18 protein-coding genes and 1 pseudogene are annotated in these 21,853 nt (G+C 65.5%); 11 read left to right on the top strand and 8 right to left on the bottom strand.

Going from position 1 to position 21,853, the window contains the following annotated elements; all coding sequences use genetic code 11:
• Positions 1 to 3 precede the first annotated feature (3 nt).
• The gene (locus ABD301_RS07085) at positions 4 to 759 is read left to right on the top strand and encodes a glycosyltransferase (protein WP_163566696.1); all 756 of its coding nucleotides are present in this window, start codon (positions 4 to 6) and stop codon (positions 757 to 759) included.
• On the top strand, positions 759 to 1,784 hold the full coding sequence (locus ABD301_RS07080) for an NAD-dependent epimerase/dehydratase family protein (RefSeq protein WP_344308249.1): 1,026 nt from the start codon (positions 759 to 761) through the stop codon (positions 1,782 to 1,784). Before ABD301_RS07085 ends, ABD301_RS07080 begins: the two co-directional genes overlap by 1 nt.
• A gap of 143 nt (positions 1,785 to 1,927) precedes the next feature.
• Here the strand turns inward: ABD301_RS07080 and ABD301_RS07075 are convergent, their stop codons facing one another.
• The 5 genes from ABD301_RS07075 to ABD301_RS07055 form a co-directional block, all read right to left on the bottom strand.
• Positions 1,928 to 2,959, bottom strand: coding sequence for a tetratricopeptide repeat protein (locus ABD301_RS07075; protein ID WP_344308247.1), 1,032 nt, complete (start codon positions 2,957 to 2,959; stop codon positions 1,928 to 1,930).
• 45 nt (positions 2,960 to 3,004) lie between these two features.
• Entirely contained in the window at positions 3,005 to 4,669 is a 1,665-nt protein-coding gene (locus tag ABD301_RS07070) for an ABC transporter substrate-binding protein (protein WP_163566698.1), read from the bottom strand.
• Between the two features lie 126 nt (positions 4,670 to 4,795).
• On the bottom strand, positions 4,796 to 5,734 hold the full coding sequence (locus tag ABD301_RS07065) for a chitinase (protein WP_344308244.1): 939 nt from the start codon (positions 5,732 to 5,734) through the stop codon (positions 4,796 to 4,798).
• A gap of 201 nt (positions 5,735 to 5,935) precedes the next feature.
• Complete coding sequence (rffA, locus tag ABD301_RS07060) at positions 5,936 to 7,087, bottom strand: dTDP-4-amino-4,6-dideoxygalactose transaminase (RefSeq protein WP_344308242.1); 1,152 nt, start codon at positions 7,085 to 7,087, stop codon at positions 5,936 to 5,938.
• Entirely contained in the window at positions 7,084 to 8,091 is a 1,008-nt protein-coding gene (locus tag ABD301_RS07055; protein ID WP_344308240.1) for an LLM class flavin-dependent oxidoreductase, read from the bottom strand. Before ABD301_RS07055 ends, rffA begins: the two co-directional genes overlap by 4 nt.
• A 169-nt stretch (positions 8,092 to 8,260) precedes the next feature.
• On the opposite strand from ABD301_RS07055, the gene ABD301_RS07050 reads away from it, so the two are divergent.
• The 7 genes and pseudogenes from ABD301_RS07050 to ABD301_RS42320 form a co-directional block, all read left to right on the top strand.
• Positions 8,261 to 9,469: a cytochrome P450 gene (locus tag ABD301_RS07050; protein WP_344308238.1), complete on the top strand. Its 1,209-nt coding sequence runs from the start codon at positions 8,261 to 8,263 to the stop codon at positions 9,467 to 9,469.
• A gap of 37 nt (positions 9,470 to 9,506) precedes the next feature.
• Complete coding sequence (locus ABD301_RS07045) at positions 9,507 to 10,580, top strand: glucose-1-phosphate thymidylyltransferase (protein ID WP_344308236.1); 1,074 nt, start codon at positions 9,507 to 9,509, stop codon at positions 10,578 to 10,580.
• Positions 10,577 to 11,569: a dTDP-glucose 4,6-dehydratase gene (gene rfbB, locus ABD301_RS07040; RefSeq protein WP_163566702.1), complete on the top strand. Its 993-nt coding sequence runs from the start codon at positions 10,577 to 10,579 to the stop codon at positions 11,567 to 11,569. Before ABD301_RS07045 ends, rfbB begins: the two co-directional genes overlap by 4 nt.
• A 5-nt stretch (positions 11,570 to 11,574) precedes the next feature.
• Positions 11,575 to 13,281 carry an acetyl-CoA carboxylase carboxyl transferase subunit alpha gene (gene accA, locus ABD301_RS07035; RefSeq protein WP_344308233.1) on the top strand — a complete coding sequence of 569 codons (1,707 nt, stop codon included), beginning with the start codon at positions 11,575 to 11,577 and terminating at the stop codon, positions 13,279 to 13,281.
• Positions 13,278 to 13,718: an acetyl-CoA carboxylase biotin carboxyl carrier protein gene (gene accB, locus ABD301_RS07030; protein WP_163566703.1), complete on the top strand. Its 441-nt coding sequence runs from the start codon at positions 13,278 to 13,280 to the stop codon at positions 13,716 to 13,718. The genes accA and accB overlap by 4 nt, the downstream gene beginning before the upstream one ends.
• 14 nt (positions 13,719 to 13,732) lie before the next feature.
• Complete coding sequence (locus ABD301_RS07025; protein WP_344308228.1) at positions 13,733 to 15,091, top strand: acetyl-CoA carboxylase biotin carboxylase subunit; 1,359 nt, start codon at positions 13,733 to 13,735, stop codon at positions 15,089 to 15,091.
• Positions 15,092 to 15,342: 251 nt separating this feature from the next.
• A pseudogene (locus tag ABD301_RS42320) lies at positions 15,343 to 15,654 on the top strand (POT-type proton-dependent oligopeptide transporter); the annotation flags it as partial.
• Here ABD301_RS42320 and ABD301_RS07020 read toward each other — a convergent pair.
• Complete coding sequence (locus tag ABD301_RS07020; protein ID WP_344308226.1) at positions 15,540 to 15,776, bottom strand: hypothetical protein; 237 nt, start codon at positions 15,774 to 15,776, stop codon at positions 15,540 to 15,542. The pseudogene ABD301_RS42320 and the gene ABD301_RS07020 overlap by 115 nt on opposite strands.
• A 140-nt stretch (positions 15,777 to 15,916) precedes the next feature.
• Here ABD301_RS07020 and ABD301_RS07015 point away from each other — a divergent pair, with 140 nt between their 5' ends.
• Positions 15,917 to 16,606, top strand: a complete 690-nt coding sequence (locus ABD301_RS07015; protein ID WP_344308224.1) for a POT-type proton-dependent oligopeptide transporter — start codon at positions 15,917 to 15,919, stop codon at positions 16,604 to 16,606.
• Here ABD301_RS07015 and ABD301_RS07010 read toward each other — a convergent pair.
• Positions 16,542 to 17,354: an FkbM family methyltransferase gene (locus ABD301_RS07010; protein ID WP_344308222.1), complete on the bottom strand. Its 813-nt coding sequence runs from the start codon at positions 17,352 to 17,354 to the stop codon at positions 16,542 to 16,544. The genes ABD301_RS07015 and ABD301_RS07010 overlap by 65 nt on opposite strands.
• 821 nt (positions 17,355 to 18,175) lie before the next feature.
• Between ABD301_RS07010 and ABD301_RS07005 the strand changes: the two genes are divergently transcribed.
• Complete coding sequence (locus tag ABD301_RS07005) at positions 18,176 to 21,241, top strand: AfsR/SARP family transcriptional regulator (RefSeq protein WP_344308220.1); 3,066 nt, start codon at positions 18,176 to 18,178, stop codon at positions 21,239 to 21,241.
• Here the strand turns inward: ABD301_RS07005 and ABD301_RS07000 are convergent.
• Entirely contained in the window at positions 21,232 to 21,783 is a 552-nt protein-coding gene (locus ABD301_RS07000; RefSeq protein WP_163570192.1) for a C40 family peptidase, read from the bottom strand. The two genes, ABD301_RS07005 and ABD301_RS07000, sit on opposite strands and share 10 nt — an antisense overlap.
• Between the last annotated feature and the right edge of the window lie 70 nt (positions 21,784 to 21,853).

Raw genomic sequence — 21,853 nt, 5'->3', positions numbered from 1 at the left:
GTCATGACGCGGCCGCGGGTTTCTGTCGTTATTCCGGCCTACAACGAGGGCAAGGACATCGTGCCGGTCCTCGACCGGCTTTTCGGGGCTGTCACGCTGGTCTGCGAGGTCCTGGTGGTCGTGGACGCGCCGGACGACACGACAGTCGCCGTCATTGAGGAATATGCGCAAGGTCAGCCGGGCCTGAGATGCACGGTGAACACGTACGGCCGCGGCCCTGCGAACGCCATTCGCTTCGGCATCGAGGTGGCCACCGCACCGGTGACTGTTGTCACCATGGCCGACGGCTGCGACGATCCCCGGCAGATCGACGACCTGACCCGGCTGGTCGAGCGTGGTGTGTCCGTCGCGGCCGCGTCCCGCTATATGCCCGGGGGCCAACAGGTCGGCGGGCCGTGGCTGAAGGCCCTGATCTCGAAATGGGCCGGTCTTTCGCTGTGGCTGCTGGCACATCTCGGGACCCGCGACGCGACCAATTCCTTCAAGGCGTATTCCACGGACTTCGTCCGTTCGGTCGGCATCGACAGCCGAGACGGTTTCGAGATCGGCATCGAGCTCATCGCCAAGGCCAAGAGGCTGCGCCGCCCGGTGGCCGAGCTGCCGACCATCTGGTTGGACCGGCAGGCCGGTGTGTCCAACTTCAAGATCGCCCAGTGGATTCCCAAATACCTGCGCTGGTATCGGTTCGCCTTCGGGCCGCGGCTGTCGGTCGCGCAGATCCGGGCCAGATCAGCCAGAAGTCTGTCGAAAGGCGCGTGATGGAGAAGGTTCTCGTCAGCGGTTCGGCCGGATTCATCGGCGGCTATGTCGTCGAGGAACTGTTGAGCCGAGGCTACTCGGTGGTCGGCATCGACAATTTTTCCAAATACGGAAAGGTAGCGAAGTCGTACGACGACCATCCCCGTTACCAGTTGGTCGAAGGCGATGCCACCCAGGTAGACCTGATGACCGACCTGCTGGCCGACTGCGACCATTTTATCGCCGGTGCCGCGATGATCGGCGGCATCTCGTATTTCCACACGTACGCATACGACCTGCTGGCTACCAACGAACGGATCATCGCCGCCTCCTGCGATGCGGCGATCGCCGCGCAACGCAAGGGAAAACTCGGCAAGGTCACCTATCTTTCGTCGTCGATGGTCTTCGAGAGCACCACCGACTGGCCGTCGTACGAAGGGCAGGAGCGCGAGGTCCCGCCGCCACTTTCCTCGTACGGCTTCCAAAAACTCGCGGTCGAATATTTCGCCCGAGCTGCCTGGGACCAATATCAGCTGCCGTACACAATCGTCCGGCCCTTCAACTGCGTTGGCATCGGGGAAAGTCGCGCCCTCGGCGACGAGCGAATCCTTTCCGGCAACGTCGAGCTGGCGATGAGTCATGTTGTTCCAGACCTGGTCCAGAAAATCGTCAAAGGCCAGGACCCACTGCATGTTCTCGGCGATGGATCGCAGGTCCGCCACTACACGTACGGCGGCGACCTGGCCACCGGCATCGTCACGGCGATGTCCCATCCGGCCGCCCGCAACGAGGATTTCAACCTTTCCACCGCGGAATCCACCACGGTCCGCCAGTTGGCCGAGGTGATGTGGCACCGGATCCGGGGTCACGAGGTGCCGCTCCGGTTCGTCCATGACAAGCCGTTCGCGTACGACGTGCAGCGCCGCGTGCCCGCCACCGAGAAGGCGAAGCGGGTCCTCGGTTTCGAAGCCACCACCTCGCTGGAGCACATGCTCGACGAGGTCATCCCCTGGATCGTCCAGGCCGTTGACACCGGCACTATCTAGTACCCAAAGCAAGAACGAGCAGGTCTGGCGGGTACGCATGACCTGCAGGCATACACGCTAAAGGGTTCGGGCCACTCGATAAACCTGGCCAGCAACACCGCGCTTTACCGGGATCGGGTCACGCAGTGGTTCGGTACGCATTTCTAGGAGTCATTTCGGCTGGGGGCCGCGGTCACCACTGTCGCGGCCTGCCAGTACGGCACAAGCAGGATGATCCCCATCACCGCAGCGAAAATTCCGCCGGTGACGGCGATCGCGGTGAGCCAGCAAATCAGCACGAATTCGACCACCAGGGCCCGATAGAGTGCGCGCCGGAATCGGCGATCGGTGGCGCGCAACGCAAGATAGGGCGTGCGCCCAGCCGGCAACAACAAACGGCCCAGAAATATGAGCAAGGCCAGCGCGATCAAGCCGGCGCCGACGCGAACGGCGGGCGCCAGCGCCGGCAGTGCCCAGGTGGCCACCGCTGCGGTGGCCGCGAGCAGCACCATCAGGCCGGTCAGCATCCAAAATGGTCCGATCGCCGCCAGGATGACCGGCCACGCCGAAAGCTGCGGGTCGTGATCGGTCGGCCGCAGCCGCGCGAGCGCGCCGTAGCGGCCCAGCGACTGGCGGATCTGGCCCTGGCTCGCGGCCAGCTCGGCCAACCCGCGATGGGCGTGCGCGGACTGCGGGTCCCGGCGCAGCGCCTCCTCGTAAGCCGCCGTGGCCGCACCGAAATCCCGGCGTTCGCGCTCGACCAGCGCGATGGTGAGCCACGGCTGCTCGGCTTCTGGATCCAACGCCAGGGCGCGTCGCGCGGTCTCGATCGCTTTCGCACTCTCGCCGCCGCCGGCATAAGTCTGGGCCAGCAGCGACAATCCGCCCGCCCACAGCGGAGCCAGCCGCACCACCCGCTCCGCGGCCGCCACTGCCGCCGGCCAGTCGCGACACCGCATCCGCACGTACGCGATCTCGACGTAGCCACCAGGCCCATTCGGCGCGGCCGCCACCGCAGCCTCCGCGGCGACCTGCGCCTCCGCGTATTTTTCCTGCTCAGCGAGCGTACGAGCGAGCAATCGCAGCAATTTCCCATGGGCCGGCTCGGCCACCAGCCCGCGCCGCGCGACCTGCTCGGCTTCGGCGTACCGGCGCAGGTCGAACAACGCCACCACCCGAGCCGCTTCGTCCGCCACCCTGCTATTCGACCACGACGCCACCGGTCCGTGCAGTGTCGCCGCCTAGGTGGTGACGCCGACGTTGAGCAGGCTGATATCGAAATACTCGGAGTGCATGCGCGCACCAGTCACCTTGGATCCGGTCAGGATCACGACTTTGACGTACTGGAGCGGAATGATCGCGGCTGACTCCATCACAAGCCGGTCCACCTGTGCCCACAACGTCTGGGCCTTCCTGGTGTCGGGCTCGGCTTCGGCGGCGCGGATCGCCTGGTTCACCTTCGGGTCATCGAGCAGCGAGAAGTTGGAGTTTCCATCGGAAAGGATTTGCCGACCGTCAAAGAGCGGCGGATAGAGGGCCGCGCCGGATGGCCAGTCGGGGATGAAACCTGTATTCACCAGTTCGTCCTCGGTGCCGGGTTTGCCTACCGTGGAATAGAACTCTTTGCGGGCTATGGGGGTAGGCAGCACGGTGATACCGGCCCTCGCGAATGCGTCCTTCACCGCGGCCGCCGTGCGATCGCTCACCGGCGTTTGGGCATAGTCGTATTTGATCGTTCGCGGGCAGTCCGAGGCCTGTGCCAACAGTTGTCGGGCCTTTGCCGGGTCGCCGCGCGGATCGGTGGCCGGAGCCGCCCGATAGGCCTTCATCGAAGGCCCCGCGACTGTGTTCGCGTAGTCCCCGGTTGCCGGCCCACCGAGAACGGTCACATATGTCTGCTTGTTCATCGCGTACGAATAGGCCTGCCGGCAGCGTACGTCCGGAACTTTTCTCGTGTTGATAGCGATGAACGAGGTGCTGCCGGTGTAGCCGCTGAACGTTCGCGAACGCAGTTTTGGATTGCCGAGAACCTGCGAGAGCTGCTCGGGCGACACTGTGGTGTTGGCGAACGGGATGGTTTGCTGGTCGGTGTCGCGGTCCTGGATCAGCCGGTCGGTGATGACCTCGCGGCTCAGCCCGAAGGTGAAACTGAGGACATCTGGCAGGTTCTTCCTGATGTGGTCCAGACCTTGGTCCCAGTACGGGTTGCGTACCAGCGTGAGGCTCTGGTCGCGAACATGGGTCTTTATCATGTACGGGCCGTACGAGAACGGTTGGTCGTCGTATTTTGTTCTGGTGTCCCGATCCTGTCGGACGGCCGCGAAGATCCCCATGGAGACGGCGTAGCGAAAGTCCGGGACCGGATATTTCAGTTGGTAGGTGATCGTCTGTTCGCTGCAGGTGACCGAGGGAATCCCGCGCGGATCCTGATAAATTCCGGAATAGGTGTCGCCACCTCGCAGATATGCTTTCTGATAGGTCGGGCCGCCGGGAAGCAGGTCGGAGAACGAACGGTTCACGCCGTACCGGAAGTCCGCGCACGTCACGGGCCGGCCGTCCTGCCATGTGAGGTTGTCTCGCAGGGTAAAACTCCACTGGGTGGCGTCCGCGTTCGGCCGGCCGGTGTCGGTGGCGGCGTCCGCGCCGACCTCAGTGCCGGCGAGACCGGGGGCATTGACATAAGACGTCAGTGTTGGCGCGTAAAGAGTCTCAAGGTGCAGTTGGCTGGGTGGATAGTTACGTGCCGGGTCGAGATGGTCGAAATCGGACTGGTCCAGAATATGCAGGGTCCCGCCGCGATGATCCTGGCCGGCGCTCGGACGATCGGAGCCGCTTGTTCCACATCCACCAGCGAGCAGAAGGACAACGATTCCGGCGATCAGTCGGGTGGCAGGGTTCTTCCTCATGGTCGAGAAGATTGTCTGATCGGTGGGCAAAATTCGCCGGCGAAAGAGGCAACCAAGAGGGCAGCATCGTCGGCCCGGCGCAGCCAGATGTGATCGGTCACATCGGGCAGCGTCGGGCTGGTCGGGTCAGATTCTGTTGAAGATCTTCGAATAGGCGTAGCCGACCTTCTTGTCGTACGAGTCGACCTCCCAGAACGACAGCTCCTGTACGCCCTTGGACGCGGCGAACTGTTCCAGGGTGGTGGCGTTGCCCTGGGTGAAGTTCTCGTTGTCGTCGTTGTGACCGGCGATCGGGGTGAGCCCGATCAGCTTCCATGCCTGCGATGCGGAGATCCCGTACAGCGAGGCGAGCTGCTTTTCGGTGCCGTTGGCCGCGGATTCGGCGTCGTTGAGGGCGTTCTCGCCGTCACCGAAGTCCATCGTCATGATATTCACCAAACCGACCTTCACCCCCTTGGCTTTGGCGTCCTTCAAGAGGTTCATCGCGTTGCCGGGCAGCCCGCCCGGATCGACCGGCAGCGTGTAGTCGACCTGTACGGCCGGATCGGCTTTCTGCAGGGCGGCGAGCGCCTGGTCGCGGCGGGCGATCGACGAGCTGTTGTCCAGCGGTCCGCCCTCAATGTCGAAGTCCAGCCGGTGCACGTTGTAGGTGGTGACGATGTTCGCGTACGCGGCCTGAAGGTTGGTCGCGGACGTACAGGTCAGTGCGAGTTCACCGCCGGCGGCGCCACCAAAGGAAATGATCGCGTCGCCACCGGCTGCCTGCAACGCGTTGATTTGCGATTTGAAGGTGCCCACTGAATAGTCGCCGTCCTCCCATTTGGCGGTGCAGCCGCTCTTGGGAATCAGGAAGGCAAGCGTGTAGTGGTTGACGCCGGAGGCGTTCCGGTCCGAAACCATATCGCCGACGCTGCTACTGCTCAGCTCCAGATAGGGCGCCGCGTATTGGCTCGGGAAAGCGGCCGGGGCGGCGACGGCTACTTTGCCCGTACCTAGCGCCAAAGCCGCGGTCGCTAGCAGCGAGACGCCGGCGACGAGTGCGGATTTCCGGAATACACCTAGCATGGTGGGTCCTCCCTGGTGCTCAATGGCGGCACGGTCCTGGTGCGCGGGCGGCTCACAAGGCAGCGACGTTGGTGCTCAGACCCACCTTCATCGGTATTCACAAACATGAACATTGAACATGTGTGTGAATCTCATCACCGTTCGGAACAATAGGGGCCAACCCCGACGGTGGTCAAGAGGCTCGTAAAAGACCGCCGGACGTCAGAGAGCGACCCGTGAAGGTGCGTACGCCAGCACAGAATCGACCACATGATCGACTTCTTCGGCCGCCATGCCGGCGAAAAGCGGCAGCCGGACGAGGACGTCGGCGACCTCCTCGGTGACCGAGCAACCGCCCGGAGCGACGCGCGCATGCCGGAGACCGGCCGGTGCGTTGTGCAGCGGCTGGTAATGGTGGACGGCTCGTACGCCGCGCTCCGAGAGATGCCGCAGGAAATCATCTCGCTGGACCGGATTGGGCAGCAACAAGTAGTAAAGATGGGCCGGCTGAACGCATCCGGCCGGTACGGTCGGCCGCCGGACACCGCGTTCGCAGGCCCAGACCGCGAGCCGCTGGTCGTACGCGCTCCACACCTGGCCGCGTTTTTCCTGAATGCGCTCAAAGGATTCCAGCTGTCCGAGCAGGTACGCGGCCAGCAGCTCGGACGGGAGGTAGCTCGACCCGAGGTCCCGCCAGCAGTATTTGTCCACCTGGCCACGAAAGAACCGGGCCCGGTCGGTGCCCTTCTCGCGAATGATCTCGGCCCGCTCGGTCAGCCGGTCGTCGCCGATGACCAGCGCACCGCCTTCGCCGCACTGGACGTTCTTGGTCACGTGGAAGCTTTGGGTCGCCATCGCGCCAAAAGAGCCGAGCGGCCGGCCGTGGTACGAGCCGCCGAGGCCGTGCGCGTTGTCTTCGATGACGCTGAGGCGATGGCGGCTCGCGATCGCCATGATCGTCGCCATTTCGCAGGCCACACCGGCATAATGGACGACGACGACCGCCCGCGTCCGGCTGGTGATCGCGGCTTCGGTCAGCCGCTCGTCCAGATTCAGGGTGTCCGGGCGTATGTCGACGAAGACCGGCGTGGCGCCGCGCAATACGAAGGCATTCGCGGTGGACGTGAAAGTGAAGGACGGCATGATGACTTCATCGCCCGGCCGCAAATCCAGCAACAGAGCGGAAAGTTCGAGAGCATGCGTACAGGAGGTGGTCAACAGTGCAGAGGTGGCGCCAGTCAGGCCAGCGACCAGGGCGGTCGCCTTCTTGGTGAAAGGCCCGTCGCCGCCGATGATTCCGCTGTCGACCGCCTGCCCCACGTAGTCCAGTTCGGCACCGGTCAAGTAGGCACGGTTGAAAGGCACTTCGGTCATGACCCCTGCACTCCGCTCTGTCGGAGCGCTTCGGCGGCGATTTCCAGCGTACACACGCGATCCGGGCCGTACGGGGTGATGGCAAGTGTGGTGACACCGGCGGCGGCGTAGGCTTTCATCTTCTGCGCGATCCGGTCCACCGGGCCGATGAGTCCGGTGGCGTCCACGAATGCGAAGGGGATAGCTGCCGTCGCAGCGGAGATTTCACCGGCCGCATAGAGATCCTGGACTTTGGCCGCCGCGGCTCCCAAGCCCATTCCGGCGGCCAGCCGGAAATAGAAGTTCTTCTCCCGGTGGCCGATGCTCATAAAGCGAGCCGCGTGCGGTTTCAGGGCGAGCGAGGCCTTTTCGGGGTCGTCGTCAACGGACACGCCAGCGGTCAGGTTCATCTCGAAGGATTCGCGGGGCCGCCCGCTGGCGTCCCGGCCGGCCAGGATCAGCGGCAGGATCTCCGAAATCCGCTCCGGCGAAGAGAAAACGCCGATCCAGCCGTCGGCCACCAACCCAGTCAAGTGCAGGTTGCGTGGGCCGACCGCGGCCAGGTGAACCGGAATGGGGGTGTTGCTGGGCATCCGGAAAGGGTTGCCGGTGCGACCGGCCAGCGGGATCTGAAAAAGCTCGCCAGCGTAACGAACTTCGTCTCCGGCCAGTGCCATCCGGACGATGTCGACATACTCCCTGGTTCGCGCGAGTGGCCGCTCGAAGGACACGCCGTGCCAGACCTCAGCGGTGTGCGAGTTGGAGATTCCCAGCCCCAGCTGGAATCGGCTACCGGACAAGGTCGCGAGGGTGGCGGCCGTCATCGCCATCGCGACCGGCGTACGAACCGGCAGCTGGCAGATGGCCGACAGCTGGATTTCGTTGGTACGGGCGGCCAACCAGCCCAGGACGCTGACGGCGTCGGCCCGAAATCCTTCTGGCACCAGGGCCAGCCGGTAGCCGAGCCGCTCGGCGTCGACCGCGATGCCCGGGTCCAGATGCGTGACGTTGACGCCCAGTCGCATCCTCAGCTCCTTCTTTGCGGTGACGGCAGCGTTAGCCGGCATGGTTTCAACGTGGCCTTGAGAAACGGTCGACCGGCGCTGCCCGATTGAGCCTTGAGTGCGGCGCGGTCCGGGTTCAAGCGCTGCCGGCAACTATCGCCTCATTACCGGACATCGCGTGAGGAGTCTGATGGACACCCAGGCTGACAGGTTGGCGGGCGCCGCGACTGGATGCCCGTACCCGTTCCACCGGCCAGCGCCTCTGGAGCAGCCCAAGGAACTGGCCGACCTGCGTGCCGAACCAGTGGTGAAAGTCCTGCTGCCCAGCGGCGACCAGGCGTGGATGGTGACGCGGTATGCGGACGTACGCGCGCTGCTCGCCGATCCCCGGATCAGCCGCAATCTCAACCGGCCGGGCGCGGCCCGCATCAGCAAGACGAACAAGCTTTTCCAGGACCCCAGAATGGATCCGGACCCGCCAGAGCACACTCGGATCCGCCGACTGGTCATGAAGGCGCTGACCGCTACCCGGGTGGAGCGGATGCGTCCGCGAGTGCAGCAGATCGCTGATGAGCTGGTCGCCGATCTGGTCCGGCAAGGCCCGCCGGCCGATCTCAATGAGACTTTGGCTTATCCACTGCCTATCCGGGTGGTGTGCGAGTTACTGGGCGTGCCGGTCCAGGACCAGCAGAGATTTCGGGTCTGGACCAGCTCTTTCAAGTCGATTAGTGGCTCCTCCGAGCAGAACCGGCTCGCGCTGGACAACTATATGCGTGAGCTCATTGAAACCAAACGCAAATCTCCGGCCGACGACCTGATCAGCGCGATGATCGCGGCCCGGGACGAAGACGACGGCCGGCTCAGTGAATACGAGTTGCACTGGTGGTCCCGGCTGCTTGTCCTGGTCGGGTACGAAACCACCGCCGTACAGATTGGCGGTGCCATTGCGATGATGCTCGCCCATCCGGACCAGTTCGCGTTGGTACAGGAAGATCCGGACCTCATGAAGAGTGCCGTCGAGGAGATCCTACGCTGGAAGCTGGTTGGCTCCTCGGTGACCATGCTTCGTTATGTCACCGAGGATGTAGAGGTCGGCGGGGTCACCATTCCGGCTGGCTCCAGCATTATCCCGGCCGCCGACTCGGCGAACCAGGACGAGTCGGTCTTCGAGCATCCCGAGGTTTTCGACGTGACTCGGAAGGACAACATTCACCTGACCTTCAGCGCCGGCACCCATTTCTGCGCTGGCGCGGCTTTGGGACGCGTCGAGCTGGAAGTGGTTCTGGCCACTTTGCTGCGGGAGTTGCCGAACCTGCGGCTGACGGTGCCGGTCGAGCGGATCCGGCGGGACGAGAAGCACCTGCTGGAGAGCTTTCTCGAGATCCCGGTGACCTGGTAAGCCAGTCAATTTTGCCCATTCTGGAAGGCATCTGTCGATGAAAGCTCTCGTGCTGGCCGGCGGTTCCGGCACCCGGCTGCGGCCGCTGACGCACACCGTTTCCAAGCAACTGGTGCCTATCGCCAACAAGCCGGTGCTCTTCCACGGATTGGAGGCGGTCCGGGATGCCGGCATCACCGAGGTCGGTGTCATTATCGGACCGCACGGTGCGGACGTACGCCGAGCGGTCGGCGACGGCTCCCGGTTCGGTCTGCATGTCACGTACATTCCGCAGGAAGCGCCGCTGGGTCTCGCGCATTGTGTGCTGATTGCCCGCGATTTCCTCGAAGACGACGACTTTGTCATGTATCTAGGGGACAATGTCATCTCCGGCGGGATTGAACACCTGGTCCGGGAGTTTTGGGCGACCCGTCCGGACGCACTGGTCATGGTCGGGAAAGTCCCCAATCCCAGCGAATACGGCGTCGCCGAGCTCGACGCCGATGGCCGGGTCCTGCAACTGGAGGAAAAGCCGAGCCAGCCAACCAGCGACCTGGCGGTGATCGGAGCGTACGTCTTCTCGTCAGCGATCCATCAGGCGGTGCGCAGTATCCGCCCCAGTTGGCGCAACGAGCGGGAGATCACCGACGCGATCAGCTGGCTGGTCGAGCACGGGTCCGCGGTCCGCGGTCACGTGTTTTCCGGCTATTGGAAGGACACTGGCCGGATCGCCGACTTGTTGGACGGCAACCGCGCGCTGCTGGATCTCATCGATCCGGCCAACGCCGGCGAAGTGGACGACGAGAGCGAGCTGATCGGCCCGGTGATCGTGGACGCCGGAGCGCGGATCACCCGCTCCCGGGTGATCGGGCCGGCGGTGATCGGATGCATGGCCTCGATCACCGACAGCACTGTCGGGGCGTACACCTCGATCGGCGCGGAATGTGACATCACCAGCACCGATATCGCCGACTCGATCGTGCTGGAGGGCTCGACGGTGTCCGGGGTGGACGCGGTCCGGCAGTCGGTTATCGGGCGCTACGCCCAAGTGCATTCCAGGCCCGCGCTGGACACCGTGCCATCCCGGCGGCTGGTGCTGGGCGACAACACCGAGGTGGTGATCGAGCGATGAGGGTGATGGTCACCGGCGGCGCCGGGTTCATCGGCTCCCACTACGTCCGGAGCATGCTTTCCGGATCGTACAAAGGATATGTCGACGCGCAGATCACGGTTGTCGACAAACTCACGTATGCCGGAAACACCGGCAACCTGCCGATCGGCGACCCGCGGCTGACTTTCGTCAAGGGTGACATCTGCGATGTCGGCCTGCTGCGAGAACTGTTGCCCGGCCACGACGCTGTCGTCCACTTCGCCGCTGAGTCTCATGTGGACCGTTCGCTGGTCAGTGCCGGTGAATTCGCGGTAACCAATGTGCTCGGCACTCAGAGCGTTCTGGACTGCTGCCAACTCGTCGGCATCGACCGCGTGGTGCACGTCTCAACCGACGAGGTGTACGGCTCTATCGACTCCGGATCGTGGCATGAAAACACGCCGTTGCATCCGAATTCCCCCTACGCGGCTTCGAAAGCGGCCAGTGACCACTTCGCCTTGGCGTACTTTCGCACCCACCGGGTGCCGGTGATGGTCACTCGCTGTTCGAACAACTATGGACCGTACCAATTCCCGGAGAAGGTCATTCCGCTCTTTATCACCAACTTGCTGGAAGGGCAGAAGGTGCCGCTCTTCGGTGATGGCCGGAACGTCCGCGAGTGGCTGCACGTTGACGACCACTGCCGGGCTGTCCAGTTGGTGTTGGAAAGTGGCACGCCCGGCGATGTCTACCACATTGGCGGTGGGGTCGAGATGACCAACGCGGACCTCACCAGGAGGCTGGTCGAGCTGTGTGGAGCGGACGGGAACCAGGTCGAGCACGTCCCCGATCGCATGGGCCATGACCTGCGCTATTCCCTGGACGACAGCAAAATCCGTACCGAGCTCGGATATCGGCCGGAGGTCGACTTCGGCGCTGGGCTGGCCGAGACGGTTCAGTGGTACCGGGACAACCCGGCTTGGTGGGAACCTCGTCGCGAGGACCACTTCCGTTTCCCGCGGGGCTGGTGACCGCCATGACCGCCGTCGTCGCGGCCGTGTCCGATCTGGACTGGATCTGCTGCCTGAAATGCCGAGAAATCGTCTATGCCCGCCGCTATGCCCGATCGCTGCAGGTCTGTCCGGGCTGCGGTATGCATGGGAAGCTGACCGCGCCCGAGCGCATCGAGCAGCTGCTTGATCCTGGCTGGTCCGAAATCGAGGTGGCCGACGCGGTCGAGGATCCGCTTGGTTTTGTGGACAGCAAACCGTATCCGCGCCGGCTGCGAGAGGCGCGCGAACGTACCGGCCTGACCGAGGCAGTGGTGTGCGTACGCGGTGAGATTGACGGCCGCCGGGTGATCACGGCGGTGATGGACTTCCGCTTCCTCGGTGGAAGCCTGGGAAGTGGTGTCGGAGAGCGGATCACTGTCGCCGCCGAGACCGCCGTTCGCGAGCGCACGCCTTTCCTGTTGGTCACCGCTTCGGGCGGTGCGCGGATGCAGGAGGGTGCGCTTTCGCTGATGCAGATGGTGAAAACCAGCCAGGCGATCGCGATGCTCGATGAGGCCGGCATCCTCACGATGGCCTTGGTGACCGACCCGACATACGGTGGAGTCGCGGCCTCTTTCGCCACCCTCCCCGACGTTATCCTGGCCGAACCAGGTGCACGGGTGGGTTTCGCCGGCCCGCGGGTGATCGAGCAGACCACCGGCCAGCAGTTGCCGGCGGGATTCCAGACAGCCGAATTTCTGCTGGGGCAGGGCCTGGTGGACAGCGTGGTGCCGCGGCCGGCGCTGCGGCGGACGATCGCCCGGCTTTTGTCGGCGCACGAGCCGAAGTCACGTCCGCAAGCGGCGCCGGAGCCGGCCGTACCAGTGATCACCGATCCGGCACGGCTGCCCGAGCGCGATGGGTTGGCGGCCGTACGACTGGCCCGGCACGCCGATCGGCCGACGGCTGACGAGTACGCGACCTTCATGCTGGAGGAGTTCCTGGAACTGCACGGCGACCGGGTGAGCGGCGACTGCCCGGCGATCGTCGGCGGCATTGGCCTGCTGCACGGTCGGCCAGTTGCCCTGATAGGACACCAAAAAGGCCGGGACACCAGAGAGCGAGTGCAGCGGAACTTCGGGATGGCGTCACCGTCCGGCTATCGCAAGGCGGCCCGGTTGATGCGGCTGGCAGCCAAACTCGGGCTGCCGGTGGTGACTTTGATCGACACGCCAGGCGCGGATCCCGGGATCCAGGCCGAGGAACGCGGCCAGGCCTGGGCGATCGCGGAAAACCTGCGGCTGATGTCCGCGCTGCCGGTGCCGGTCGTCGTGGTGATTACCGGCGAAGGCGGCAGCGGCGGTGCTTTGGCCCTAGGAGTGGGAAATCGCGTGCTCGCTCTGTCAAACGCCGTCTATTCGGTGATCAGTCCGGAGGGCTGCGCGGCGATCCTGTGGAAAGGCCCGGAACTGACCAGGGAAGACACGGTCGGCCGGGCGGCCGCGGCTCTACGCCTGCACGCAAGGGAACTTCTGGCGTACGGCATCGTCGATGGTGTCATCGCCGAGCCACCGGACGGTGCGCACACCGACCCGGTGCAGACGATGTCGCTGGTGCGGTCGGTGGTCGCGGCCGCGGTCCGGGAGCTCGCCGACCTCGATGCGGCGCGGCTGGTGGCGGACCGGCGGCAGCGATTCCGCCGATTTGGCGCCCCTCAAGGACAGCTGGCAGACAACGGAGACCCTCGATGACCGACTCGCCCGAGCTACTCGAAGAGCTTTGCCGCCATGCCGTACAAATCCTGGACGGCACCCGCGGTCCGGTCCGCAGCGTACGCCTGCGAGCCGGCGACATCACCGTGGAGGTGGAACGGCCAGAGGCCACCTCTGTTCAGCACGCGGTCGCGGTGGTGGAGCAAGCTCCGGCGGCCGAGACGACCGATCCGGCCGAGTCGATTTGTGCGCCGACAGTGGGCACTTTCTTCCGTTCGCCCGAACCCGGCGCCGACCCGTTCGTTCGAGAGGGCGACCAGGTGCAGGAGGGCCAGCAGGTGGCGATCCTGGAGGCGATGAAGCTGATGAACCCGATCGAGGCGGACCGGTCCGGCCGGGTGGTCCGGGTCCTGGTGCCCGACGGGGAGTCCGTCGAATACGGCCAGCCGCTGTTCGTGATCGCTCCGGCGGCCTGATTTCCCTCTGGAGGATGACAATGTTCTCGGCTGTTCTGATCGCCAATCGCGGTGAGATCGCGTTGCGGGTCGCCCGTGCCTGCCGTGAGCTGGGCGTACGTACGGTGATGGTGCATTCCACCGCTGATCGCGACTCGCCCGCGCTGCGTCTCGCCGACGAGTGTGTCCACATTGGACCCGCGCCGTCCCGGCGCAGCTATCTTTACCCTCCGGCTATTCTGGAAGCCGCGTTGCGGACCGGCGTCGACGCGATCCATCCCGGCTACGGCTTCCTCTCCGAGGATCCCGATTTCGCCGAGATGTGCGAGGCGCAGGGACTCATTTTCATCGGCCCGCCCGCACACGTGATGAGCCGGCTGGGCGACAAGGCGCAGGCCCGCGAGGTGGCCTCGGCGGCCGGCCTGCCGGTGCTGCCGGGTAGCTCGCGGGCTGTCGAAAATGGTTTGGAGGCCAAGGAAATCGCTGAGCGGATCGGATATCCGGTCATCATCAAGGCGATTGCCGGCGGTGGCGGGCGGGGAATGGCGGTCGTGCGCGCTGGCCGTGAGTTGGCCCGTGCGTACGCGACTACCCGTGCCGCGGCGCAGGCGACATTTGGCGATGGTCGCGTCTATGTCGAACGTTTCCTGGAGAGCACTCGGCATGTCGAGGTGCAGATTCTGGCCGATCACCACGGGAATGTGGTCAGCTTGGGGGAGCGGGACTGTTCGGTGCAACGCCGCCGGCAGAAGCTGATCGAGGAGACGCCGGCCACCGGGCTGCCGGCGGGGCTGGCCGAGAACATTTGCGCGGCAGCCGTCCGCGGTGCTCGCGCCTGCGGCTATGTCGGCGCCGGTACGTTCGAATTTCTGGTCGACGACAAGGGAGATTTTTACTTCATCGAGGTGAATTCCCGGATCCAGGTGGAACATCCGGTCACCGAGATGGCCACCGGCATCGACATTGTCGCCGAGCAGCTGCGAGTGGCCTCCGGCAGCCCGCTGTCCTTCCGGCAGCAGGACGTGGTGCCGCGCGGAGTAGCGCTGGAATGCCGGGTCAACGCGGAGGACCCGGACCGGGATTTCCTCCCCACCGCCGGGCTCGTGGACGAGTTCGTGCCGCCGGGCGGCCCGTTTACCAGGGTGGACACTCATGGCGCGGCCGGTTTGCGGGTGACCGCGGACTATGACTCGCTGCTGGCGAAGGTGATCGTGTGGGCACCGGATCGCGAGCAGGCGATCGCCCGGATGGAGCGGGCGCTGGACGAGTTCCGGATCAGCGGGCACGGGATTCGTACCACGACTGGCTTCCTCCGCGAGATGCTGGGAAATTCCCTTTTCAGGGACGCGAAACACACGACCTCGCTGGTCTCCGATGTCCTCGATCTCCGCTGACCGGATCCAGCGTGGCCGCTTTGGCTATCCGCGCTGGCTGTCCACCATCCTGCTGGTCGACTCGTGGGAACGGCTGAGTTTCTACGGCATGCAGGCGATTCTGGTGCTTTACGCGGTGACGCCGACCGCTTCCGGCGGGCTGGGCCTTCCTGCCGGCGAGGCTGCCGCGCTGTTCGGCGTCTACCTTGGATCGGTCTTCGTCCTGTCCATGCCGGGCAGCTGGGTGGGAGACCGGATTCTCGGGGAACGCCGTGCCATCCTGCTCGGCGGGGGTCGTCATCGCGGCCGGACATTTCAGCCTGGCGGCGGCTGTTCCGGCGTTGTCGTACGTCGGCCTGATTCTCATCGCGGTCGGCACCGGTTTGCTCAAACCGAATATCGTCGCTTTGCTAGGCCGGTTCTATCGGGACGACGAGGCGGCCCAGCGGGCCGGCGCGATCTCGCTCTTCTACGTCACCGGCCAGGTCAGCGCCCTGCTCGCGCCGCTGATCATGGGCTGGCTGGGCGAAGGAGTCAACTGGCACCTCGGGTTCGCCGCGGCCGGCGTGGGCATGGTGCTGGGAATCGCACAGTTTTTGCTGGGATGGCGCAGCTTCGGCGAGGCCGGCAGGTCGGCCGGCCAACCCCTTCTTCGCACCGAGCGACGCAAGGCTGGGCTGACCGCGACAGCGGTGCTCGCGGTCATGGCGGTGGCCGTGGTGTTGGACGTGGTTTCCGGCTCTTTCTCGCCGATGCACGTGGTGGTCGCTTTTGGGATCGTGACACTGATCTTGCCATTTGCCTATTTCTTTGTGCTGATCCGCGGCCGCCGGTGGGGCCGTCCAGATGGTCCGGTTGCGCGCGTTTTTCTGGCTATTGTTGGCGGTCTCGCTGTTCTGGACGATGGTCGGCCAGGCTGGCTCGATGCTGCCCCTCTTCGCGAAGCAGTCGACCGACCGGGGCTTCCTCGGGTTTACCTTGCCGGCCAGCTGGTTCCAGTCCGCCATCCCGTTCTTCATGTTGCTGGTGGCGCCGATTTTCGCGTACGCCTGGGTACGCCTGGGCGCACGGCTGAGCACGCCGGGGAAGTTCGCGCTGGGTCTGTTTTTCGCAGGCGCGAGTTTTTCTTTGATGAGCGTGGCTGCGGCGATGGCCGGCACCGGCGTCCTCGTCTCACCGTTGTGGCTGGTGGCGGTGTTCTTCCTGCAGGCGTGCGGGGAAGTGGTGATCGGTCCGGTGGCCATGAGCGCGGCCGCCGAGGTCGCTCCCCGGGAGTATGTCGGCCGGGTGATCGGGTTGGTGTGGCTTTTCAGCGCGCTTGGCGCGGGTCTGGGCGCCCAGGCCGTACGTCTCGGCGACGCGTTGCCACCCGACTATTACTATCTTGGTCAGGGCATCGTGGCCCTCGCCGCGGCCGCCGCGATGATGCTTTTCGGGCGGCGGCTGCGGGAGGCCTTCGCGATTCGTCCGGCTAGCCGGCCCATTGGCCAGCCAGTGCGGGAATCTTCGACCGCGATCGGTCCAGCGCCACACTGAAGAGGTAATTGCGTACCGCCACGGTCACCCGATCGGTCTCGGTCCATTCCCGGTTTTTCCACACGTACATGCGATAGCCACGGCTGGTGAGGTAGTCGACCAGGTCGGTTGCCCGCAGCCCGTACTTTCCGACGTGTCGGTCCTCGATTTCCAGCAACAGCGCCGGGGAATGCGCCGCGATGGTCTCGCTGGCTCCTTCCAGGACGGCCAGCTCGGCGCCTTCCACGTCGATTTTCAGGAAATCCACCTGCCCGACACCGGCGTTCCGGCAGGTCTCGTCGACAGTTGTCACCGGCACGCCCACCTCCTGGTGTGAGGTGAACCGTTCGTTCGGGCCGAGACTGGTCGCGTCCTGTGCCAGGAAGGCCCTGCCACGGATGGGAAATCCCCATTGCCGCGGCACCGTGAGCGGCTGCCAGCCCGATTCCCGCCCGACCGCGGACCGATGCAGCTGGATGTTCTTGCCGCCAACCAAACGTTTGGTCAGCGCGAGTAACCGGTACGATCCGGTGAGTGGCTCAAAACTGTGCACCGAGCCGGTTTTTCCGACCAGATGCGCCAACGGGAACGTGTACATACCATAGGCGGCACCAATATCGAAACAGGTGCCACCGGTGGGAACAACGCTGCGGAGGCCGAGAATTTCGTTCTCGGTAAAAGGGGTCGCGGCGGCCGACATCCGCAGCCCGGACGCCACACCAGCGGTCCGGATGGCGATTCCTCGCGAGGAGGTCTGAGTTTGCGTCATACCCAACTGACACGATCAGACACTCTTCACATTGTGTGACGAATCCCACGATCTCGGATCGCGTGTCGCCGGAACGCGTCAGCCGAGGCTGACGCCACGCGTCGCGTTGATCTGGGGAGAGACAGTGGCTCGGGACATGGTGCGCACTCCTTTCCGTCGTTCGTGCGGATCGGAAGCTTGTAGTACGACAAGTATGGATCCTGGCGGCCACCCCGAACCCAAGTTGGCTGATGATTCAACGACTCTGGCACGAACGACCGAGGTCCAAAGTCCCGTCCCGGACACAACTCCGTTATGCAGCCTTACGTAGTGCCTCCCTGACCTGACCAACACCGTTCAGAACCCGCTCGACGAAACTTGCCGCTCCCGAACTCCAGCTTCCTCGGTGGGGCCGACAGGTACGTCGAGCCGGCTTGAGTGCCGTACTTTATCCCGCACTCGACGCCGAGTGCGGGATAAAGTCCCGCACTGGATGCTTGTCGCGCGCGCGTCTACTTACGTAATGAAAGCCCGCCACCCACCCCCCACCCTTCTGAAAGGGCGGGGGCTCAAAATTTCACGTCGGTACGACAGTTTCGCGCCGCACCCTATGTGGAGCTGCACAATCGGAATCCGATTGTGCAGCCGCCGTACGGGGGGCCGGGAAAATGCCGCCCCCGAACTCGAGCCAATCGCACGCCGCCGACAGTTTTGGCGAGTGGGTCAAACCCCCGAGGGGGCGGATAACCGAGAATATATGACAAAAGCCACAGTTGGTCACGCAAGGTGAAGCTTGCGTGATTCGCGGCCAGAGTGTTGCGGGCAAATGCCATCATTGCCGCATGCCAGCGCGCCGTCTGGATGTACGGCTGCTCGGTCCGCTGCAGGTGAGCGTGGACGGGCGGCAGGTGCCGGTGGGGGCCGGGAAACGCCGTGCCCTGCTCGGCTGTCTCGCGCTGCACGGCGGCCAGGTGCTGTCGGTGTCCAGGCTGGTCGAGGCGTTGTGGGAGGGCGAGCCGCCGGCGGGGGTGCGCAACCAGATCCAGGTGTACGTTTCGGCGCTGCGAAGGGTGTTCGCAGCGGCTGGCTTGCCGGACGAGGTGATCCGTACGGACCCGGCCGGCTATCGCCTGCGCCTGCCGGCCGGCAGCCGGGACATCGACCGGTTCGCGGTACGGGTGACCGAGGCCGAGGGGCGGCTCGCGGACGGGCAGACGGCTGCTGCCGTACGCCACCTCCAGGACGGGCTCGCGCTGTGGCGGGGGCCGGCCCTAGGCGGGGTGGACGCGCCGTTCGCGGCCGCCGCGGCGGCGCAGCTGGAGGAGCGCCGGATGGCTGCGCTGTGCCTGCGGATCAGCGCGGACCTCGCCCTCGGCCGGCACGCCGACCTGGTGTTCGAGCTGCGATCGCTGGTCGCCGACCACCCGCTGAACGAGGGCCTCGCGGCCAGACTGATGGTCGCGCTGCAGGGCACCGGGCGGGTCGCCGACGCGCTCGCCGTCTACCGGGCGACGAGGGGCGCGCTGGTGGCCGAACTCGGCATCGAGCCGGGCGAGCAACTGCGGGACCTGGAGCGGACCGTGCTCGCCGGCGGAACCACCGACCTGTACGTGCACCGCTGGTGTGGCGCGAAAATCCCCACCAAACGCCCGCGGCAGTCCGCGGTGCCGCGGCCCAACCAGCTGCCGGCCGACCTCGGTGTTTTCGTCGGCCGCACCGAGCAGGTACGCGAAGCCGCCGAAGCCCTGCGCCGCGATGGCCCGGCGCCACCCACGGTGGTGATGGTCGGGCCGGCTGGCGCCGGCAAGTCGGCCTTCGCGGTGCACCTGGCCCATCAAGTACGAGACGACTATCCGGACGGCGTGCTCTATGCCAACCTCCGCGGCACAGAGCAGCCAGCTGACCCGTCGGCGGTGCTTGCTGGATTCCTGCGGGCGCTGGGGGTGCCACCGGCGTCCATCCCGGACGATACCGACGAACGCTCCCGGCTGGCCCGCTCGGCGCTCGCGGACCGCCGGGTGCTGGTCGTTCTCGACGACGCGTCGGGTGCCACCCAGGTGCAGGCATTGTTGCCAGGCACCGGAAGTTGTGGCGTGCTGATCACCGCCCGTGCGGAGATTCCAGCGGTGGCTGGAAAACGGATCGCGCTGGGGATGCTCGCCCAACCGGACGCGCTCGCGATGCTGGCCGGTCTCGTCGGCGCCGATCGGCTTGCCGCCGAAACGGCCGCGGCCCAGGAGATAGTCGCGCAGTGTGGATATTTGCCGCTAGCCGTCCGGATCGCCGGCGCCCGGCTGGCCGCCCGTCCACATTGGACACTGCAACGGCTGGCGGACGCGTTGGCTGACGAGCACAGCCGGCTGGACGTGCTGGCGACCGGCGATCTGGCCGTCCGGGCGAGTGTCGAGCTGAGCTTGCGCGGACTGCCCGAGCGGGTACGGGAAGCCTTCGCCACACTGGGACTGCTGCCGGTCGGGGCCTTTCCCAGTTGGGTGCTCGCGCCGCTGCTGGACACCAGCGCGGCCGAGGCCGCCGAGCTGCTCGACGCGCTGGTGGACGTGCACCTCGTCGAGGCCGACTCCTATCATTTGCATGATCTCGTACGGCTTTTCGCTCGAGAGCGAGCGGCCGCGACGATCAGCGCGCAGCGGCGCCGGATGGCCGCGCTCCGGCTGGTCTGGGCCTGCCTGGACCTGGCTCGGACCGCGGATACCCGGATGGACCTGGGTTTCGTGGACATACCAGCGGATCCGGCGGTGCGATGGCAGCTGCCGCCGGCCGCACGGGATCGGATCCTGGCTGATCCGGCCGGCTGGTTCGGTGCGGATTTCCGGCTGCTGGCCGACGCCGTCGAAATGGCGGTGACCTGGAACCAGCCGGTGCTGGCTGGCGCTCTCGCCGGCGCGTTGGCCAACTACTGCGAAATCAACGCTTTCTACGACGATTGGCGGCGGACCCACGAAACGGCGCTCGCGGCGCTGGCGATCGCCGGGCCGGCGAGCACCGAGGCCACCACCGATCTCGTGGTGGAAATGGCGTTGCTGCGCAATCTCGGCGAACTGCACACCATTGAGGACCGGTACGTGAAGGCGGTCGGCTATTTCGAGTCGGCGCTGGCGATCGCCGTACGGCTGGAAAACTCCGACTACCAGGGCGCCGCACTGTCCGGGCTCGGCTATCTTTTCCGGATCCTCGGCCGGTACGACGAGGCCGTCCGGTCTTTCGCGGCGGCCAGTGACATCTGCTTGGCGACCGGAAACCGCAGCGGTCTGGTCTACGCACAGCAGGGCATCGCCACGATTCACCGGGAACAGGGCCGGCTCGACCAGGCCGAGCGATGCCTGCAGGCGTCCCTCGCGCACTGCCGGGAGCCACTGTATTTACATGGTCTCACCCAGTGCCTGCGTGGTCTCGGCGCGATTCAGTTGGCCCGCCGCGAAATCGCGCCGGCCATCGAGACGCTGACCGCCGCGAGCGAGGCCGGCGCGAAACTCGGCGCGGTGGACGCCACCCATTCGCGGCGCTGGCTGGCCGAGGCCCGGACCCGCAACGGCGAGCCGGCGGTCGCACTGTCCATCTTGGACGGTTGCCTGCGGGTGTACGGGGAGAAGGGCCACACTTTCGGGCTGGGCATGACCTGGCACAGCATCGCCGGTGCCCGGCTGGCTGCTGGCGACGCGGCCGGGGCCGAGGTGGCGGCCCGTTCGGCCGTACGCATCTGGGAAAGCCTGGGCACCCCGTACGCGCTGGCCGAGACTTTGGTCGTACTAGCCGAAATCTGCCGTCAGCGTGCCATGCCCGCCGTCGCTGAGCGGACGGCTCGGCAGGCGGCGGACATTCGGGAGTCGCTCGGCATCGAGCCACTCTCATCCCACCGCAATAACCAGACAGGACCTGGTCAGCTGTAGTGGTAGTAGCCGACCAGGTCGCTGCCGAGTGAGTCGGTACGGATAAAGGTGCCGGTGTGCGAGGCATTGATCATCTTGCCGCCACCGATATACAGCCCGACGTGATGCGTGTTGCTCAGCGTACCGAAGAAAACCAGGTCGCCGGCCACCGCGTTCGCCTTGCTCACCTTGTGCATCCGGGCCAGCTGGCTGTCGGTGTTGCCGGCGCCCAGCACGTCCTTGCCCCACGCCCGGGCGTAAACCCAGCGGGTGAAGCCGGAGCAGTCGACTCCGGTGGTGACGTTCGCCCGGCACGGCTTTGGACCGGTGTAGCCGGAGCAGGTTCCCTTGCTCGGCCCGTATTTCGAGCCGTGACCGCCGCCCCAGGAATACGGCACCTTGCCGCCCTTCCAGGGTGCGACCGCCTTGGTCGCCTGGATGTCCTTGGCGATCGAGACGGCGGTGGCTTGATGGGTCGCCGCCGCGACCGGTGCGGTGGGCACCGCGACAAACCCGAAGGCCAGCGCCGCGCCGAGGATGGCTGTGCAGATTGCCTTGCGCATGAATCCACTTCCCTTCCCTCATGGGGTACCGCTGACATCACCTTGCCGAATGGCTCTTTATAAACGCTGA

Origin of the sequence: Fodinicola feengrottensis, from assembly GCF_039530045.1 — a bacterium.
Taxonomy (GTDB): Bacteria; Actinomycetota; Actinomycetes; order Mycobacteriales; family HKI-0501; genus Fodinicola; species Fodinicola feengrottensis.
The sequence above is the reverse complement of the archived record's forward strand: the minus strand, read 5'-3'. Positions and strand labels throughout refer to the sequence as shown.